Raw genomic sequence first — 17,087 nt, forward strand, 5'->3', positions numbered from 1 at the left:
GGGGGCGAATGGTGGTGTCCCCTGAGGAACTCAGGACAGGCGAGCCTGGAGGTGAGGAGTCCCGCAGGGAAGCCGGCAGCGGCACGGCCAGAGGGGCGGCGTCCCCGCAGCCGGCCCTGGCGGGGAAGGTGGTGGTGGTGGGCATCACCGGCGGGATCGCCGCCTACAAGGCGGTAGAGGTGGTGAGCCGTCTCCGCCAGCTGGGTGCGGACGTGCACGTGGTGATGACCCGCGCCGCCACCAGGTTCGTGACGCCCCTCACCCTCCAGACGATCTCCGGGAACCCGGTGGTCACCCGCCTGTTTTCCCGGGTGACCCGCTGGAACGTGGAGCACGTGGCGCTGGCGGAGCGGGCGGATCTCTTGCTGGTGGTTCCCGCCACCGCCAACGTGGTGGGGAAGGTGGCGGCCGGTATCGCCGATGACTTCCTGACTACCACCATCATGGCCTGCCGGGCCCCCGTGGTCTTCTGCCCTTCAATGAATTTTCGCATGTACGAGAATCCCGTGTTTCAGGGCAACATGGCCCGGCTCAAGGAGCTGGGGTACCATTTCATACCCCCCGAGACGGGGTGGCTGGCCGAGGGGACGGTGGGGGTGGGCAGGCTGCCCCAGCCTGCCCGCATCGTGGAGCGGGTGGTGGCAATGCTTGCTGCGCCGGCGTGCCGGCTCGCTAGCGCTGGAGCGGCCATCCCAAGGGCGGACGAACCTGCGCGGGAGTCCGGGTCGGTCAGAGCGGCGGAGCCCGCCGGGGACGTCGGGGCTGTGGGTGTGCCGGCGGGCGACCTGGCAGGACGGCGGGTGCTGGTCACGGCCGGTCCCACCCGGGAGATGATCGATCCCGTGCGGTTCATATCCAACCCCTCATCGGGGAAGATGGGGTATGCCCTCGCCCGCGCCGCGCGGGCCCGGGGTGCCGGTGTGGTGCTGGTGTCGGGCCCCGTGGAGCTGCCACCGCCGGAGGGAGTAGATCTGGTGCGCGTTACCTCTGCCGAGGAGATGTACCACGCGGTCATGGAGAGGCTGCCGGGCGTTCACCTGGTGCTCAAGGCGGCAGCGGTGGGCGACTGGCGTCCCCGCCGGGTGTACCCGTGCAAAGTGAAGAAGGAGGATAAGGCGGGCTGGTTGCTGGAACTCGAGCCCACCCCTGACATCCTGGCGGAAGTGGGCAGGCGGAAAGGGAACACGGTGGTGGTGGGGTTCGCCGCCGAGACGGACGACATCGACCGCCACGCCCGGGAGAAGATCGCGCGCAAGAACCTGGATTTACTCGTGGTGAACGACGTGAGCCGGCCCGGGATGGGTTTTGCCAGCGACGACAATAAGGTGACGTTGTACTGGCCCGACGGGACCACCGAAGATCTTCCCCTGATGAGCAAGGAGGAACTGGCTCATCGCATCCTCGACCGTGTTGTCCCCCTCCTGGAATCACGCCGCGGTGAGTGAATTGGACGAAGGGGATTACGTCGAAGTTGTCCTGGACGACGCCCCCCCGCGGGCGGGCGGGATGTGGACTTACCTGGTCCCGCCCTGCCTGAAGGGATGCCTGGCAGTGGGGCAGCGGGTGGAGGTGCCGTTCGGGGGCCGGGTTATGGAAGGCACCGTGGTGGGACCGGGCCGGCCTCCGCACCGGGCGGAAGTCCGCCCTGTGCTGGGCCTTGTTCCCGGCCGGGTGGCTTTACCCCCGGAACTGGTGAGCCTGGCCCTGGCCCTGGCGGGACTGTACATGTGCCCGCCGGCAGCGGGACTGCGGGCCGTATCTCCTCCCGCCCTCCGGGTTGAGGAGCGGGGGACGGTACGCCTGCTGGTTCCGGCCGGGGAACTGCAAGTCCGGGTCGCCTCGCTTCGGTCCCAGCGGGCGAAAAAGCTGGCAGGGATCCTCCTGACCGCGCCGCGCCGGCGGAGTTGGCCGCTCGGGGACCTGGAGGAGGCCTGGGAGGAAGGGCCGCGCTCGCTGCAGGAGACGCTGCGCATAATGTCCCGGCACGGACTGGTGCAGGTGGTGAGGTCGCGCCGGGGAGTTGCTGCCACCCGGGGGACCCTGCCGTCCGAGCCCGCGCCTGGCGCGGCCGCGGTGTCGTCCACCCCAGGGGCGGCGCCACGGCGCGAGGCGGCGGAGACGGTGGTGCTCTTGGGCGGAGATGCCTACGGCCGGGCGGAGATCTACCTGGGCACGGTGGAGGAAGCCCTGTCCCGGGGCGAAGCGGCCATCGTACTGGCACCGGAGATCGAGCAGGTGGACAGGCTGGCCCGCTGGTGGGGTGCTCGGCTGGGAGGGCGCCTGGCGGTGCTCCACGCCGGGCTCACCCCCGCCCGCAGACAGGCGGCCTGGTTATCCCTCGTCCGGGGTGGGGCACGGGTGGCCCTGGGCACCCGGTCGGCGGTTTTTGCTCCCGTTTCGACCCCCGCTCTGGTGGTCGTGGAAAGGGAGCACGACGACGCCTATAAACAGGAGGAAATGCCCCGTTACCACGCCGCCCGGGTAGCCATGATGCGCCCCGTGGGCCAGGTGGTGCTGGGGAGTAGCACGCCCCGGCTGGAGACTTTCTTCCGGGCCGAACGGGGGGAGTACCGCCTGCGGGAGTTGCCCCGCCCGCCGCTGCCCCCGGTGACGGTGGTGGACCTGCGGTCGGCGGCAGGTCGTCCCCCGCGGGGTAACCTGAGCGGCCCCATGAGGGCCGCCCTGGCCCGCGTGGTGGCCCGGAGGGAGAGGGCGGTGCTGTTTCTCAACCGCCGGGGATATGCGGGGGCCGTGGCCTGCCGGGAGTGCGGCCAGGCCCTGGGATGTCCGCGCTGCCGGGTTTCCCTGGTGTATCACCGCCGTGGATTGATGTACTGTCACCTGTGCGGCTTTTCCCGTCCCGTGCCCGACTTCTGCCCCTTTTGCGGAGGGCGGGGGCTGGGCCTGTTCGGGGTGGGGACCCAGAAGGTGGAGCAGGAAGTGGAGCGCTTTTTGCCGGGGACGCCCGTCTTCCGCCTGGATGCGGACGCGGCATCCCGTCCCCAAGAAGTGGAGGCCGTGTGGAAAGCGTTTCTTGCCCATCGCCCGGCCGTGCTCGTGGGCACCCGGATGGTGGCCGGGGGAGCGGAATTCCCCGATCTGGGCCTGGTGGGGGTGGTCAACGCCGACGTGGGGTTGCACCTGCCTGACTTCCGGGCGGCGGAGCGGACCTTCTCCGTCCTGTATGACCTGGCGGAGATGGCGGTCGATTGGGGCGGTGAAGTGATCGTGCAGACGTATCATCCCGATCATCACGTGATCCGGGCAGCGCGGGCCCACGACTACAGGGATTTCTACCGGGAAGAGATCTGCCTGCGCGAGGAACTCGGGTACCCGCCCTTTTCCCACCTGGTACGGGTGATATGCGCGGCTCCGGCAGAGCAGGAGGCCCGGCGGGCGGTGGAGGACATCTGCCGGCACCTGCCCCCCGCCCCGGGGGTGGAGGTGCTGGGGCCCGCGCCAGCGCCGCTCTCGCCGTTGAAGGGCATGTTCCGCTGGGTGGTGGTCTTGAAGAGCCGGGAGCCTCAGGGCGCCCATGCTCCCCTGGAGGATGCGCTGGGGCGGGCCCGGGTCGAGGGACGCCGGGGGGTGCGGCTTACCGTGGACGTGGATCCTTATGATATGCTTTAAGGGGGTGGAGGCGGGGCCGTATGGCATCCGGAGAGATAAGGTGTGATCCTGATCCCGTGTTACGAAAGGTGGCCAAACCCGTGCGGCGGGTGAACCGCCAGGTGCGGGATCTCCTGGACGATATGCTGGTGGCAATGCGCCGGGCGCGGGGGGTGGGGCTGGCGGCGCCCCAGGTGGGTATCTCCCGGCGGGTAATCGTGGTGGACGTGGGCGACGGGCCCATCGAACTCATCAATCCCGAGATTGTCCACGCCGAGGGCAGCGAGACAGCGGTGGAGGGGTGCCTGTCCGTGCCAGGGCTGGTGGGGGAAGTGCCCCGCTATGAGAAGATCACTGTGAGCGGGCTCGACCGGCACGGCCGCCAGATCTGGGTGGAAGCGGAGGGGCTCCTGGCCCGGGCCATGCAGCACGAGATCGACCACCTGAACGGTATCCTCTTCGTGGATCGGGCCGTGGAGGTGCGCGAGGTAATGCCGGCGCCCCGGGTAGTATTCCTGGGGACGGGGGAGTTTGCCCTGCCCACTCTGGAGGCGCTGCAGGCAGAATGCGATCTGGTGGCCGTGGTCACCCGTCCGGACCGGCCCCGGGGGAGGGGCCTGGTTCCGGGGGCACCCCCGGTGAAGGAAAGGGCCCGGGATCTGGGGATCGAGGTGCTGCAGCCCGCCTCCCTGGGGGCGGAGGAATTCCTGGCCGAGGTGCGGGCCCTGGAGCCGGATTACCTGGTGGTGGCCGATTTCGGCCGTATCCTTCCCGCTTCCCTTCTGGGGGTGGGCAAGGCAGTGGTCAACCTGCATCCCTCGTTGCTGCCCCGCTGGCGGGGCCCGGCGCCCATCGAGCGGGCCATCATGGCGGGTGACCGGGTGACCGGGGTGACTACCCTGTACGTCTCGGAACGGGTCGATGCGGGGGACATCATCCTCCAGAAAGAGGTACCCATATCTCCCGAAGATACCGGGGGGAGCCTGCGGGCACGGCTGGCCCGGGAGGGAGCGGAACTGGTGGTGAGCACGCTGCATCTGCTGATCAAGGGGCAGGCCCCCCGCCGGGCGCAGGACGAATCCCTGGCCACTTACGCCGCCCCCATTACGGCGGCGGACGAGGTGCTGGACTGGACCAGGCCCGCGGATGACGTGGTAAATCACGTGCGTGCCCTGGCCCCTTCACCGGGGGCACGTACCCGGTGGGCAGGACGTCATTTAAAGGTGGGGCGGGCCCGCGTGTACACGCCCGCAGCCGCGGCGGTGGGCTCTCCTGGGCAGGTTGTGGCCCACACGGACGAGGGATTTGTGGTGGCTTGCGGCAGGGGAGCCGTAGAAGTACTGGAAGTGCAGCCGGAAGGGCGACGCTGGATGCCCGCAGCGGACTTCCTGCGGGGTTACCGCTTGCAGGTAGGAGAATTCGTGGGAAAGGAGGAGACCTGATTTGTACTGGGGATACGGTGTGGACGCCGGCCTCTTGCTGTTCGTGCTGCCCGCGTTTATCTTTTCCCTCTATGCTCAGGCGCGGGTGACCGCCACCGCCCAGCAGTTTTCCCGGGTGATGGCCTCCGTTGGTAAGACCGGGGCCCAGGTGGCGGAGGAACTGCTCTGGCGGGCGGGAATAAGGGACGTGCGGGTGACCAGGACCCCGGGGGTGCTCAGCGACCACTACGATCCCCGCCAGCGCGTCCTGCGCCTTTCCCCCGCCGTGCACGACGGCTTTTCCATCACTGCCCTGGGGGTGGCCGCCCACGAGGTGGGCCATGCCATCCAGCACGCGGTGGGTTACGGTCCCCTGGCCCTGCGCAACCGCCTGGTGCCGGTGGTGAGCTTCAGTTCCCAGGCCGCCATCCCCCTGTTCTTCGTGGGGCTCATCGTGGGATCGGGATCCCTCATGAACCTGGGGCTGATCCTGTTCCTGGGTGCGGTGGTGTTCACCGCCATCACCCTCCCCGTGGAGTACAACGCCAGCTCCCGCGCCCTGGCCGAGTTGGAGGTAGGGGGATATCTGCGCACGGAGCGAGAAGTGCGGGGTGCCCGGGCGGTGCTGAACGCCGCCGCCCTCACCTACGTGGCGGCCCTGGCGATGGCGGTGGCCCAGCTGCTGCGCATGTTCATGCTGGCCCGCAGCCGGGAGGACTGAGGTGCCTGCCACCGCTGGCCGGGAACTGGCCCTGCGCATCCTGGGGGAAGTCGAAAAGGGTGCTTACGCCGACGTGGCTTTTGACCGCTTGAGCCGCTGGGAGAAAGACCCCCGGGAGCGCGCGTTTGCCCAGGAACTGGCCTACGGGGTGGTACGCCACCTCCTCACAATAGACCGTACCCTGGCCCGTTACCTGCGCCACCCCCTGGAGAAGTTGCCAGTCCCCATCCGCAACAGTTTACGCCTGGGGGCCTACGAGCTTATGTTCGCCGAGGGGGCGGCCTACGCGGCCGTGTCCCAGGCGGTGGAGCTGGCTCGCACCCACGGTCATGCGGGCACGGCCTCCCTGGTCAATGCCGTGCTGCGCAGGGTGGCGCAGGATCCCCGCCCCCCGGCTCTCGACCGGGAGGCGGGGGACGTGGGTCGCATCTCCCTCACTTACTCTTGCCCGGAGTGGCTGGTGCGGCGGTGGGTTGCCAGGCTGGGGGCGGGGGAAGCTGAGGCCCTGTGCGCGGCCATCAACCGTACCCCTCTTTTGGTGGGGCGGTGCAATGTCACCCGCATCGGGCCCGCCGAACTGCTCTCCCGCCTGGAAAAGGAGGGAGTGCGGGCCCGGCCGGGACGTTATCGCCCTGAGTGCTTTGTCCTGGAGGAGAGTCCGGTGCCCGTGGCGGAACTGCTGTCATTCCGGGAGGGGTTATTCTCCCTCCAGGACGAGGGGTCCGCCCTGGTGGCACCCGTGCTCGATCCCCACCCCGGCGAGCGGGTGGTGGATGCGTGCAGCGCCCCGGGCACCAAGACTGCCCACCTGCTGGAACTTATGGGGGGGCGGGGGGAAGTGCTGGCGGTGGACGTCAACCCCCGGCGGCTACGCCTGGTGGAGGAGGGTTGCATCCGCCTGGGGCTGGGGACGCTGCACACCGTGGCCGGAGATGCCCGGCGCCTGGGGGAACTGTTGCCTGCCGCCTGGGAAGGCCGGGCCGACCGCATCCTGGTGGATGCCCCCTGTTCGGGGCTGGGCGCGGTGGCCAGGCGGCCCGACCTGCGTTGGCGGCGCAGTGAAGCCGATCTGCGTACCCTGGCCGGGTTGCAGGGGGAAATCCTGGACGGGGCCGCCGCTGCCCTGGCCCCGGGGGGAGTGCTCGTCTATTCCACCTGCACTACGGAGCCGGAGGAAAACCAGCAGGTGGTGGAGTCTTTCCTGGCCCGGCACCCCGAGTTCACGCCGGACCAAATTGCCCTGTGGGTTCCTTCCGCGTTGCGGGAAGAATGCGGGGACGGATGGTTGCAGCTCTGGCCCCACCGGCACGGTGTGGACGGTTTTTTCATATGCCGGTTGCGCAAGGGTGGAGAGGGATAGAGCATCGAAACAGAGAACTTGTGGGAGCGGGGGTGAAAGGGTGAGGGCCTGGGCTGCCAGCGACACCGGGTTGGTGCGTGCCCGCAACGAAGACGCCTACATGGTTCTCGAACTTGGGGATGGGCTGGCCTGCGCGGTGGCAGACGGGCTGGGGGGGATGCAGTCGGGGGAGGTGGCGGCTGCCCTGGCCGTGGAGGTGGTGAGGGAACGGCTGGCGCAGCACCGGGGGACAGCGGTGCCGGAGGTGCTGCGCGATGCCATCTGGGCCGCCCACCACCGCATTCAGGAAGTGGGGCTTGCCCGCCGGGAGCCCATGGCCAGTACCCTCACCCTGGCCGTGCTCACTCCCGGGCTGGTGATCATTGGTCACGTGGGGGACAGCCGCGCTTATCTCTTCCGTCCCGGCCGCGCGGATGAGGGTACCGCGGGGCCGGGGAGCGGGAAGACGGAAAGAATAGGGGTTCTGAGGCAACTCACCCGAGACCACTCCCGGGTGGGGGAAATGGTGTGGCGGGGGGAACTCACGGAGGCTCAGGCACGTTGCCATCCCCAGCGTCACCTGCTCGACCAGGCGGTGGGGGCAGGGGACCGGCTTCATGTGGATTTGCTGCAGAAGGAACTTGAGCAGGGGGACGTCGTCCTCCTGTGCACGGATGGTCTCACTGCAGTGGTTGATTCTTCTGAAATCGCCTGGGTGCTGGCGCAGGGGGACCTTCCCCTGGCCGCCGGCCGGTTGGTGGAAATGGCGAATCGGCGGGGTGGACCCGATAATGTGACAGTGGTGGTGGCGGAGGCACGTTGGGAGGACAATCGTTGATCGGCAGGAAGCTGGCTGGTCGCTATCAGGTGGTGGAGCGGCTGGGTGCGGGCGGCATGGGGGTGGTGTACCGGGCCGAAGACACCTGGCTGGGCCGTACCGTGGCCATCAAGGTCCTGCGCCCGGAACTGGCCGCCGACGCCGACTTCCTGCGGCGGTTCCGGCGGGAGGCCAAAGCGGCGGCCTGCCTGTCCCATCCCAACATCGTGAGCCTGTTCGATGTGGGTCAGGACGGGGACCTCCACTACCTGGTCATGGAGTATGTGCCCGGCCATACCCTGGAGCAGCGCCTGGACCGGGGGCCTCTCCCTCCGGGGGAGGCGGTGCGGGTGGCTTCCCTGGTGGCGGCGGCCCTGGAGCACGCCCACTCCCATGACGTCGTCCACCGGGACATCAAGCCTCAGAACATCCTGCTGGCGCCGGGGGGACAGGTTAAGGTCACCGACTTCGGCATTGCCCGCGCCGGGGTAGCCTCTACGGTGACCCACCCCGGTGCCATCGTGGGTTCGGTGCATTACCTGGCCCCCGAGCAGGTGCAGGGGGCGCCGGGAGACCAGCAGGCGGACGTGTACGCCCTGGGCGTGGTGCTCTACCGCATGCTCACAGGGCGGCTCCCCTTCGAGGGGGAGAACCCCATCAGCGTGGCCCTGAAGCACGTGCACGAACAACCTGTTCCCCTGCGCCGTTTGGCACCCCGGACCCCGCCCGGGCTGGAAAAGGTGGTCATGCGGGCGCTCCGAAAGGATCCGGACGAGCGGTATGCGTCCGCCGGGGAGTTGCTGGCCGACCTGCAGGGGGTGGCTGCCCAGTCGGGGGTGGCCTCTGTCCGGGGGGGTGAGGCTGTGATTGGGGAGCACAACCTGCGTCCGGTGCGCCACCAGCGGGTGACCAGGCGTCCTCGCCTGGTGTCCTGGGTCCTCTTCACGATCCTGGTCTTGGGCCTGTTGGCGTACGGCGGCTACGCCTTCTCGCGGTGGTGGTACGTGCCCACCCTCACCACTCCCAACGTGCTCAGGATGGATCTGGCTTCTGCCCAGGAGCAACTGCGCTCCCAGGGGTTGCAATACGAAGTGGTGGGGCAGCTATATTCCTCCGAGGTGGAGGTGTCTCACGTCATCAACCAGGATCCCGACCCGGGGGAACCGGTGAAAAAGGGTGGAATGGTCAAACTCTGGATCAGCCTTGGCCCCGAGTTCGTCAAGGGTGGGGTGCCTGCCGTGGAGGGGAAGACGCTGCGGGAGGCACAGGAGATCCTGCGTTCGGTAGGGCTGGAGGCCAGGGCCACGTATCGCTACCACGACACCCAGCCCAGGGATACTGTCATATCCCAGCGCCCCCGGGCGGGGGACCCCGCCGTGAAGGGGTCTGCCGTGGACCTGGAGGTTTCCTCGGGACCGGAGCCCAAGCCCACCCAGGTGCCGTCGGTCTACGGACTCACCGTGGAACAGGCCTCCTCCCGGCTCAAGGAGGCGGGGTTGGCGCTGGGCGCGGTGGAGGAAGTACCCAATGCCTTGCCGCGGGGGACGGTGTGCGGGCAGGAACCCGCGGCCGGGGAGACGGTGCCCCAGGATACGGTGGTCAATATCAAGCGCAGCAAGGGTACTTCCCTGCCCGTCCACCGTTCTCTGGTGCTGGTCTCCGTCCCCGGTAAGGTCGAGGAGACCCACCTCGTCCAGGTGGTGGTGACGGACGAACTGGGCACCGCAGTGGTTTTCTCCGGCCAAAGGCCGGGAGGTTCCGATTTCCCGGTGGTGGTGACCTGGGCGGGGGCACAGGCGGCGGTGAAGACCATGTGCGACGGACAGGTGGTTTACGAGGGGGTACTGAAGTAGGAGCGGTCGGTTGTGCGCGGGCAGGTACTGGGTTGTTACGGCGACCGGGTGGCGGTGCGCCTAGAGGGAGGGGAAGAACTGAGTTGCCGCCTGCGGGGCCGCCTGCGCCGGGAGGCCCTGGGTGTGGTAGCAGGTGACCTGGTCCGGGTGGGCGGGAGCCGGGCGGCTCCGGTCGTGGAGGAAGTGTTTCCCCGCCGCAATCTGCTGGATCGGCCCGTGGTGGCCAACGTGGACCAGGTCCTGGTGGTGTTTTCTTACCGGGACCCGCCCCTGGACCTGGGGCACGTGGGCAGGGTCCTCGTGGCGGCGGAGAAGGCCGGTGTGGGCGCGGTGGCGGTGCTCAGCAAGGCCGACCTGCTGGAAGAAGGAGAGCGTTCCCAGGTGCGGGATCTCTTCCGGGCCGTTCCCTATCGGCTGGTGGTGACCAGCGCTGTCACGGGGGAAGGACTGGACGAGCTGCGGCCGCTGCTCCACGGCAGGGTTTCCGTGCTGGCCGGTCAGAGCGGGGTGGGGAAATCCCGCCTGCTCAACGCGCTGCGACCCGGCCTGGCGCTGGCCACCGGGGAAATTTCCCCCCGCGTGCGGCGCGGTCGCCACACCACCCGCCTGGCCCGTCTGCTGGACGTGAACGGAGGGATGGTGGCCGATACCCCCGGTTTTTCCCGCCTGGATCTCGCCGGTGTGGACCGGCGGGAACTGGCGGCCCTGTTCCCGGAAATGCTGGAACTGGCACCGCATTGCCGCTTCGCGGATTGCTACCATCGGGCCGAGCCGGATTGCGCGGTGCGGGAGGCGGCGGAACAGGGGCGCGTGGCTCCCTGGCGCTACCGGCTGTACCTTGAGTTGCTGGGTGAAATCGAGGAGGCTTTACCCTGGTGAGCGACGTTAAGGTGGCTCCTTCGCTGCTGGCGGCCGACTTTGCCCACCTGGGCCGGGCGGCCCGAGCGGCGGAGGAAGCGGGTGCCGATCTCCTGCATATTGACGTCATGGACGGGTGTTTCGTCCCCCCCATCACGGTGGGACAACAGGTGGTGGCTGCCATCAGGCCGCTCGTGCGCATTCCCCTGGATGTCCACCTCATGGTGGTCAACCCCGAGCGGCACCTGGCCTCTTTTCGGGAGGCGGGCGCGGACATAATAACGGTGCACGCGGAGACCTGCCCCCATCTGCACCGCGTGCTGGGGGCGATCAGGGAGCTGGGAGCCCGGGCGGGCGTGGCCTTCAATCCCGCCACTCCCATTGATGTGCTCACGTACGTGGGGGATTTGGTGGATGTGGTGCTGGTGATGACCGTGAACCCGGGCTACGGGGGCCAGGCCCTCATTGCCGCCGCCCTGAACAAGGTGGAAGCGGTGTCGCGCCTGCGCGAGCGAGGGCTGCGGGCGGAAATCGAAGTGGACGGTGGCATCAATCCCGAGACCGCACCCCTGGCCCGGCGAGCCGGGGCCACCATCCTGGTAGCCGGTACCGCGGTGTTCGGTGCCCCCGACTACGCTGCCGCCATCCGGGCTCTCCGAACCCCGCCCGCCGGAGCGGGAATATAATGTGAGGGACCTGGGCATGAGGGAGGATGGAGCTGGTGATCAGGTTCAGCGTGTACAGGGTTCCCCGCGCCCTGGGGCCCATAATACGCATCCTGGTACGCGCGTTGGGTCGCCGGGCCGCCTGACCGATTACCTGGTCAGGGCGGTGGTCAAGGATCCCCCTCTGGTTGCCCTGGCCGTCCGCCTCACCGGGGCCGTCCAGGAGGCCCGTCGCCGTCACCGGACCTCCGCCCTGGCCACGGCCGCCCTGGGGCGGGCACTGGCCGGGGCGGCCCTGCTGGCGTCCACCCTGAAGGGGGAAGAGAGTATCACCATCCGGGTGGTGGGAGATGGTCCCCTGGGAGGGATCATTGCGGAAGGCCGGGCCGGCGGGGCGGTGCGGGGCTACGTGGAAAACCCCGCGGTCGAGCTTCCTCCCACCCCGGACAACAAGCTGGACGTCGGCCGGGGGGTGGGGCGGGGGTACGTGTACGTCACCAGGGACATGGGGCTGAAGGAGCCCTACACGGGGCGAGCTCCCCTGGTGAGCGGGGAGATTGCCACCGACCTGGCTTACTACCTGGCTACCTCCGAGCAGACCCCCTCTGCGATGGCCCTGGGTGTACTGGTGGAACCGAGCGGGAAGGTGCGCGCCGCGGGAGGCCTGCTGGTCCAGGTGCTCCCGGGAGGCCCGGGACCCGAGGAGTTGCAACAACTGGAGACGAGTCTGGGGCGGCTCCCCGCGCCGAGCAGCCTGATAGAACAGGGAAAGACCCCCGAGGAGATCATCCTGGGGGTCCTTTCCGCTTACCCGGTCCTGTTTACGCCGCCTCAACCCGTTTTCTACCGCTGCCGGTGTACGCGGGCGCGGCTCTTGGAGGCCCTGGCCACCGTCGATCTGAACGATGCAGCCGCAGACGAAATCCTGGAGGCCCGCTGCCATTTTTGCGGCCGTACTTACCGGGTGCCGGTGGAAGAAATCAGGGCCTGGGTCAAACGGCCCGCTGCACCTTCCCCGCCTTGAGGCAACTGGTGCATACCAGGGCCCGGCGCACCCGCCCGTCATGTACGATGCGGATCTTCTGCAGGTTGGGGTTCCAACGCCTCTTGGTGCGCCGGTGGGAGTGGCTGATCTGGAACCCTACCCAGGCGTCTTTCCCACACACAACGCATTTGCGGCCCATAGCGCATTCTCCTTTGACACGAGAGTCCGTCCCATTTTAGCATGGGATTGCTCGGGTGTCCACCAGCTCACGCAGTACGTGTAGCGCTCACCGAGCACCATCCGGGGGCTGATGCCGAGGAGGGCAGATGATTTGCCTTATGAGGTGACCAACCGGCTGGGCAAGGTGGTCTGGAGCGATGAGGCCATCGCCACCCTGGCGGGTGCCGCTGCCAGCGAGTGCCCGGGGGTGGCGGGGATGGCAGCCCGGGGAGTGGGGGCCGGGCTGGCCGAACTGCTGGGGCGGGAGAGCCTGGCCCGCGGCGTGGAGGTTTCCGTGCGGGGAGGAAAAGTGCATCTGACCTTGAACATCATGGTTGGATACGGCAACCGTATCCCCGCGGTGGGCCGCGAGGCGGCCGAGCGGGTATGCCGGGCGGTGCAGGAGGCCGGGATTCCGGTGGGCCACGTTACCGTGCATGTACAGGGCGTACGCGTCTAGAAGAGCTTGCCGGACCCGCCAGTCGCCCTGTGGGGGGAGCAGAGCGTGCCGGGACGCATCGGGGGATGGGACCTGCGCCGGATGATAGGCCTGGCCACCAGGTACCTGGAGAGGCACCGGGCCGAGGTGGATCAGCTCAACGTATTCCCCGTTCCTGACGGGGATACGGGCACCAACCTCCTGCTCACCATGCGCTCGGCCCAGGCCGAGATGGAAAAAGTGGGATCGTCGTCTCTGGATGAGGTGAGCGGCGCCCTGGCCCGGGGCTCGCTGCTGGGAGCTCGGGGCAACTCGGGGGTGATCCTTTCCCAGATATTCCGGGGCCTGGCCCGCACCTTCGAAGGGAAGCGGGAAGCGGACGGGCTCGACCTGGGTCTGGCTTTGCAGGAAGGTGTGCAGGCGGCATACCGGGCGGTTGTCCGCCCCGTGGAGGGCACCATCCTCACGGTGGCGCGGGAGGCCGCCCGCCGCGCGGTGGAAGTTGGCCGGCGCACGCGGGACGCGGTGGCCGTTCTGCGGGAGGCCTGGACCGTCGCCCGCGAAACCCTGGGGCGCACGCCGGACCTCCTGCCGGTGCTGAAGAAAGCCGGCGTGGTGGATGCCGGGGGACAGGGCCTGGTTTACATCCTCGAGGGACTGCTGGCCGCCCTGGTGGGTGAAGAAGGGTTCGCCCAGATGGTGGAACCCGAGCCCGTGAGTGTGGCTGTGCCCGGGTATGCGGGACCTTCTCCCTACGATCTGGTGGCTACCATCCGGGGAAAGGGCAAGTGGTCCCGCCTGCGCCAGGATCTGCAGGCGCTGGGAGACTCCCTGGTGCTGGCCGAAGACAACGACGTGGTCCGCATTCACATCCACACCGCCTGTCCTGACCGGGTGCTCGCCCTGCTTGTGGACCAGGGGTTGGTGGAGGCGCGCGTGGAGGACATGCGCCTGCAGGTGGCGAGCCTCGCTCCGGCTGCCGAGGGTCAACCGGAAACCGGGGTAGCGGTGGTGGCCGTGGCACCTGGAGAGGGCTGGGCGGAGATACTGGGCAGTTTGGGCGTGGTGGTGGTGCCGGGAGGTCCCACCATGAACCCCAGCGCCAGCGAACTGCTTGAGGCGGTGGGGCAGACCTCGGCCCGGGAGGTCATCATACTCCCCGGGCATCCCAACGCCTGGGCGGTAGCCCGCCAGGTGGCATCTCTCAGCCGTGTTCCCGTGCAGGTGGTCCCCGCCCTGTCCGGTCCCCAGGTGATGGCGGCTGCCCTCGCCTTCAACCCCGACCTTGGGGCCGGCGAGAACGTCCGCTGCATGCAGGCCGCCGTCGGCGGGGTGAAGACGGCTCAGGTCGCGCGGGCGGTGAGGGATTCTGCAGCGGGAGAAGTGCCCGTACGCAGGGGTGATGCGGTGGGGTTCCTGGAGGATCAACTGGTGGTGGCGGCTCCCACCTGCGAGGAGGCCGTGCTGGCGCTGCTGGAGCGGGCGGTCACGGGTAGCAGCACTGCGGTTACCCTGTTTTACGGGGCGGGCGTAGAGCCGCCGGCCGCCGCCCGGGTAGCGGACCGGGTTCGGGCGCGGTATCCCCAATTGCTGGTTGAGGTGCATTACGGAGGACAACCCCTGCACCATTACGTGATATCCGTGGAGTGAGGGTTTTGACCGAACAGGGACTCGGCATGCCCCTGCGCTTCTGCAAAGGGGTGGGACCGGCGCGGGCGCGGGAACTGGCCCGCCTGGGCCTGCGCACGGTAGAGGATCTGCTCTTTTATTTCCCCAGGCGCCACGAGGATCGGCGGGAGCTGTGTCCCGTGGCACGCCTTCGCCCGGGCGAGGTGCACACGGTGCGGGGGGTCGTGTCCTCCATCGAAGAGCGGCGCCCGCGGCCCGGCCTTTCCCTGCTCAGGGTGGGCATAAGCGACCGCAGCGGTACCCTGTGGGGGACCTGGTTCAACCAGCCCTTTCGCAAGAACCAGTTCCGTCGGGGCATGACGGTCATATTCTCCGGGCGGGTGGAACGGCGGTTCGGGGAGTGGCGCATGGACAACCCCGAGTACGAGGTGGAAACGGGGGCGGATCCCCTGCACGTGGGGCGCCTGGTCCCGGTTTATCCCCTTAAAGAGGGCATTTTCCAGCGTCCCCTGCGCGCCCTGGCCAAAGAGGTGGTGGACCAGTTCGCGCCCCTGGTTCCCGAGGTCTTGCCCCCCGAGGTACGGGAGAGTGCCGGCCTGGTCCCTGCCGCCACCGCCATCCGGGACATGCATTTCCCCACTGACGAGGCCAGCCTGGAGGCTGCCCGCCGCAGGCTTGCCTTCGAAGAGTTGTTCCTCTTGCAGCTTGCCATCGCCCTGCAGAAGCGCCAGGTCAAGGAGCGGCAGGGGATCAGTCATCCCCCCGATGGTGAGCTGCTGGAGCGCTTTCGCCGTTGCCTGCCTTACCGCCTGACGGCCGCCCAGGAACGCGTTTATGGCGAGATCCGCACCGACATGGAGTCCCCCCGCCCCATGAACCGGCTGCTGCAGGGGGACGTGGGATCGGGCAAGACGGTGGTGGCGGCCATGGCCGCCCTCAAGGCGGCGGGGGCAGGGTACCAGTGCGCCTTCATGGTCCCCACGGAAATCCTGGCTGAGCAGCATTACCAGAACCTGGTCCCCCTGCTGGAACCGCTGGGCATACGGGTGGGCCTGCTCACAGGCAGCCAGAGCGGCACGGAGCGGGCCCGCGTACTGGAGACCATGGGCAGGGGAGAGGCGGGCGTATACGTGGGCACCCACGCCCTCATCGGTGAGAGTGTGATGCTGCCTCGCATGTCGCTGGCCATCACCGACGAACAGCACCGCTTCGGCGTGAGACAGCGGGCCATGCTGCTGGAAAAGGGTCTGGCCGCCGATGTGCTGGTGATGACCGCCACCCCCATCCCCCGCACCCTGGCTCTCACCGTGTTTGGCGACCTGGACCTGAGCGTCATCGATGAGATGCCCCCCGGTCGCCGACCCGTGGAGACGCACTGGCTTCCTTCCGTCAAGCGGCGGGAGGCGTACGCCTTCGTACGCCAGGAGCTCCGGAAAGGGAACCAGGCCTACGTGGTCTGCCCCCTGGTGGAGGAATCGGACAAGCTGCAAGCGGAGGCGGCCACCCGGCTGGCCGCCGACCTGGAGAGCGGGGAACTCCGGGGGGTGCCGGTGGGGCTGGTACACGGGCGGCTGCCGGCCCGGGATCGGGAAAAAGTGATGTCTCAGTTCCGGGCGGGGGAAATCCAGGTGCTGGTGGCCACCACTGTGATCGAGGTGGGGGTGGACGTCCCCAATGCCACCGTTATGGTGGTGGAGGGAGCCGAACGATTCGGTCTGGCCCAGCTTCACCAGTTGCGGGGCCGCGTGGGCCGGGGGAGCCAGCCCTCGTACTGCCTCCTCATCGGCGACCCGGGCAGCGAGGAGGCCCGCATGCGCCTGCAAGCCATGGAGCGCACCACGGACGGGTTCGAAATCGCCGAGGAGGATCTGCGCCTGCGCGGGCCGGGTGAGTTCTTCGGACTCCGGCAGCACGGCCTGCCGGATTTCAAAGTGGCCCATCCCCTCAGGGACCTGCCCCTGCTGGAGCAGGCCCGGGCTGCCGCTGCTTCGCTGGTGGCGCGCGATCCCGGGCTGCGCTCTCCCCAGCACCATCTCCTGCGCCAGACCCTCCTCGGGCGCTACGGGGAACGCCTCGGTCTGGTCCAGATCGGCTGACGTAAACGGGACCCCGCGCTGCTTTCCCATGCAGTTTCAAATTCCATGAGGTTGCATTTGCACAAATGGGGCTTCTTCGCCGGTTTCCCCATACGGTTCCAGCATAATAGACTGCCCGCGAGTGAAACTAGGAGCAGAAAGCTGCAAGGAGGTGAACTTCCGTGGCCCAGGGTCAGAAGAGAAACCGGGCCCTCGTGCGTGAGGCCGGACCGGCACTGCAGAACTTCAAGTATGAAGTAGCGCCTGAGGTGGGAATCACCCCTCCGCCCGATGACTACTGGGGTGACTTCTCGTCCCGGCAGTGCGGTGCAGTGGGCGGCCACATGGTGCGCCGGATGATCGAACAGGCTGAGCGCTCCCTGGCCGGAGGTACGACCCCTCCCAGGCCCGCAGGCCGGTAGCTGGGGTGGAGCGGGGATGCCCGGCGCGAGCCGGG

General features: G+C 68.4%; 15 protein-coding genes. 14 read left to right on the forward strand and 1 reads right to left on the reverse strand.

Going from position 1 to position 17,087, the window contains the following annotated elements; genetic code table 11:
* The first annotated feature begins 8 nt into the window (after positions 1-8).
* The 10 genes from coaBC (at position 9) to hslO (ending at position 12,307) form a co-directional block, all read left to right on the forward strand.
* Positions 9-1,445 (forward strand): bifunctional phosphopantothenoylcysteine decarboxylase/phosphopantothenate--cysteine ligase CoaBC, encoded by a 1,437-nt coding sequence (gene coaBC / locus AB1446_05310; GenBank protein ID MEW6546320.1) that lies wholly within the window; start codon positions 9-11, stop codon positions 1,443-1,445.
* Positions 1,438-3,630 (forward strand): primosomal protein N', encoded by a 2,193-nt coding sequence (priA, locus tag AB1446_05315; protein ID MEW6546321.1) that lies wholly within the window; start codon positions 1,438-1,440, stop codon positions 3,628-3,630. Before coaBC ends, priA begins: the two co-directional genes overlap by 8 nt.
* A gap of 20 nt (positions 3,631-3,650) precedes the next feature.
* A complete protein-coding gene (fmt, locus tag AB1446_05320; protein ID MEW6546322.1) occupies positions 3,651-5,051 on the forward strand; it encodes a methionyl-tRNA formyltransferase in 1,401 nt (466 codons plus the stop codon).
* Position 5,052: 1 nt separating this feature from the next.
* Positions 5,053-5,751 carry a zinc metallopeptidase gene (locus AB1446_05325; protein ID MEW6546323.1) on the forward strand — a complete coding sequence of 233 codons (699 nt, stop codon included), beginning with the start codon at positions 5,053-5,055 and terminating at the stop codon, positions 5,749-5,751.
* A gap of 1 nt (position 5,752) precedes the next feature.
* A complete protein-coding gene (rsmB, locus tag AB1446_05330; GenBank protein ID MEW6546324.1) occupies positions 5,753-7,111 on the forward strand; it encodes a 16S rRNA (cytosine(967)-C(5))-methyltransferase RsmB in 1,359 nt (452 codons plus the stop codon).
* Between the two features lie 40 nt (positions 7,112-7,151).
* Complete coding sequence (locus AB1446_05335) at positions 7,152-7,928, forward strand: protein phosphatase 2C domain-containing protein (GenBank protein ID MEW6546325.1); 777 nt, start codon at positions 7,152-7,154, stop codon at positions 7,926-7,928.
* Positions 7,925-9,760 carry a PASTA domain-containing protein gene (locus AB1446_05340; protein ID MEW6546326.1) on the forward strand — a complete coding sequence of 612 codons (1,836 nt, stop codon included), beginning with the start codon at positions 7,925-7,927 and terminating at the stop codon, positions 9,758-9,760. The genes AB1446_05335 and AB1446_05340 overlap by 4 nt, the downstream gene beginning before the upstream one ends.
* 12 nt (positions 9,761-9,772) lie before the next feature.
* Positions 9,773-10,639 carry a ribosome small subunit-dependent GTPase A gene (rsgA, locus tag AB1446_05345; GenBank protein MEW6546327.1) on the forward strand — a complete coding sequence of 289 codons (867 nt, stop codon included), beginning with the start codon at positions 9,773-9,775 and terminating at the stop codon, positions 10,637-10,639.
* Positions 10,636-11,304 carry a ribulose-phosphate 3-epimerase gene (gene rpe / locus AB1446_05350; protein ID MEW6546328.1) on the forward strand — a complete coding sequence of 223 codons (669 nt, stop codon included), beginning with the start codon at positions 10,636-10,638 and terminating at the stop codon, positions 11,302-11,304. The genes rsgA and rpe overlap by 4 nt, the downstream gene beginning before the upstream one ends.
* Positions 11,305-11,437: 133 nt before the next feature.
* A complete protein-coding gene (gene hslO / locus AB1446_05355; protein MEW6546329.1) occupies positions 11,438-12,307 on the forward strand; it encodes an Hsp33 family molecular chaperone HslO in 870 nt (289 codons plus the stop codon).
* Here hslO and rpmB read toward each other — a convergent pair.
* Positions 12,276-12,467, reverse strand: a complete 192-nt coding sequence (gene rpmB, locus AB1446_05360) for a 50S ribosomal protein L28 (protein MEW6546330.1) — start codon at positions 12,465-12,467, stop codon at positions 12,276-12,278. The two genes, hslO and rpmB, sit on opposite strands and share 32 nt — an antisense overlap.
* Before the next feature lie 132 nt (positions 12,468-12,599).
* Here rpmB and AB1446_05365 point away from each other — a divergent pair, with 132 nt between their 5' ends.
* The 4 genes from AB1446_05365 to AB1446_05380 all read left to right on the forward strand — a co-directional run bounded on the left by AB1446_05365 (position 12,600) and on the right by AB1446_05380 (position 17,052).
* The gene (locus AB1446_05365) at positions 12,600-12,947 is read left to right on the forward strand and encodes an Asp23/Gls24 family envelope stress response protein (GenBank protein MEW6546331.1); all 348 of its coding nucleotides are present in this window, start codon (positions 12,600-12,602) and stop codon (positions 12,945-12,947) included.
* A gap of 45 nt (positions 12,948-12,992) precedes the next feature.
* The gene (locus AB1446_05370) at positions 12,993-14,576 is read left to right on the forward strand and encodes a DAK2 domain-containing protein (protein MEW6546332.1); all 1,584 of its coding nucleotides are present in this window, start codon (positions 12,993-12,995) and stop codon (positions 14,574-14,576) included.
* A gap of 5 nt (positions 14,577-14,581) precedes the next feature.
* Positions 14,582-16,651, forward strand: a complete 2,070-nt coding sequence (recG, locus tag AB1446_05375; GenBank protein ID MEW6546333.1) for an ATP-dependent DNA helicase RecG — start codon at positions 14,582-14,584, stop codon at positions 16,649-16,651.
* A gap of 161 nt (positions 16,652-16,812) precedes the next feature.
* Complete coding sequence (locus AB1446_05380; protein ID MEW6546334.1) at positions 16,813-17,052, forward strand: alpha/beta-type small acid-soluble spore protein; 240 nt, start codon at positions 16,813-16,815, stop codon at positions 17,050-17,052.
* Positions 17,053-17,087 lie beyond the last annotated feature (35 nt).

It is taken from the genome of Bacillota bacterium (assembly GCA_040757085.1).
In the GTDB taxonomy this organism is placed as follows: Bacteria; Bacillota; Sulfobacillia; order JACIYH01; family JACIYH01; genus JACIYH01.

Bases quoted from the DNA above. Each gene is read 5' to 3' on its own strand.
- coaBC (MEW6546320.1), top strand. From the start codon at position 9: ATGGTGGTGTCCCCTGAGGAACTCAGGACAGGCGAGCCTGGAGGTGAG.
- fmt (MEW6546322.1), top strand. From the start codon at position 3,651: ATGGCATCCGGAGAGATAAGGTGTGATCCTGATCCCGTGTTACGAAAG.
- rpmB (MEW6546330.1), bottom strand. From the start codon at position 12,467: ATGGGCCGCAAATGCGTTGTGTGTGGGAAAGACGCCTGGGTAGGGTTC.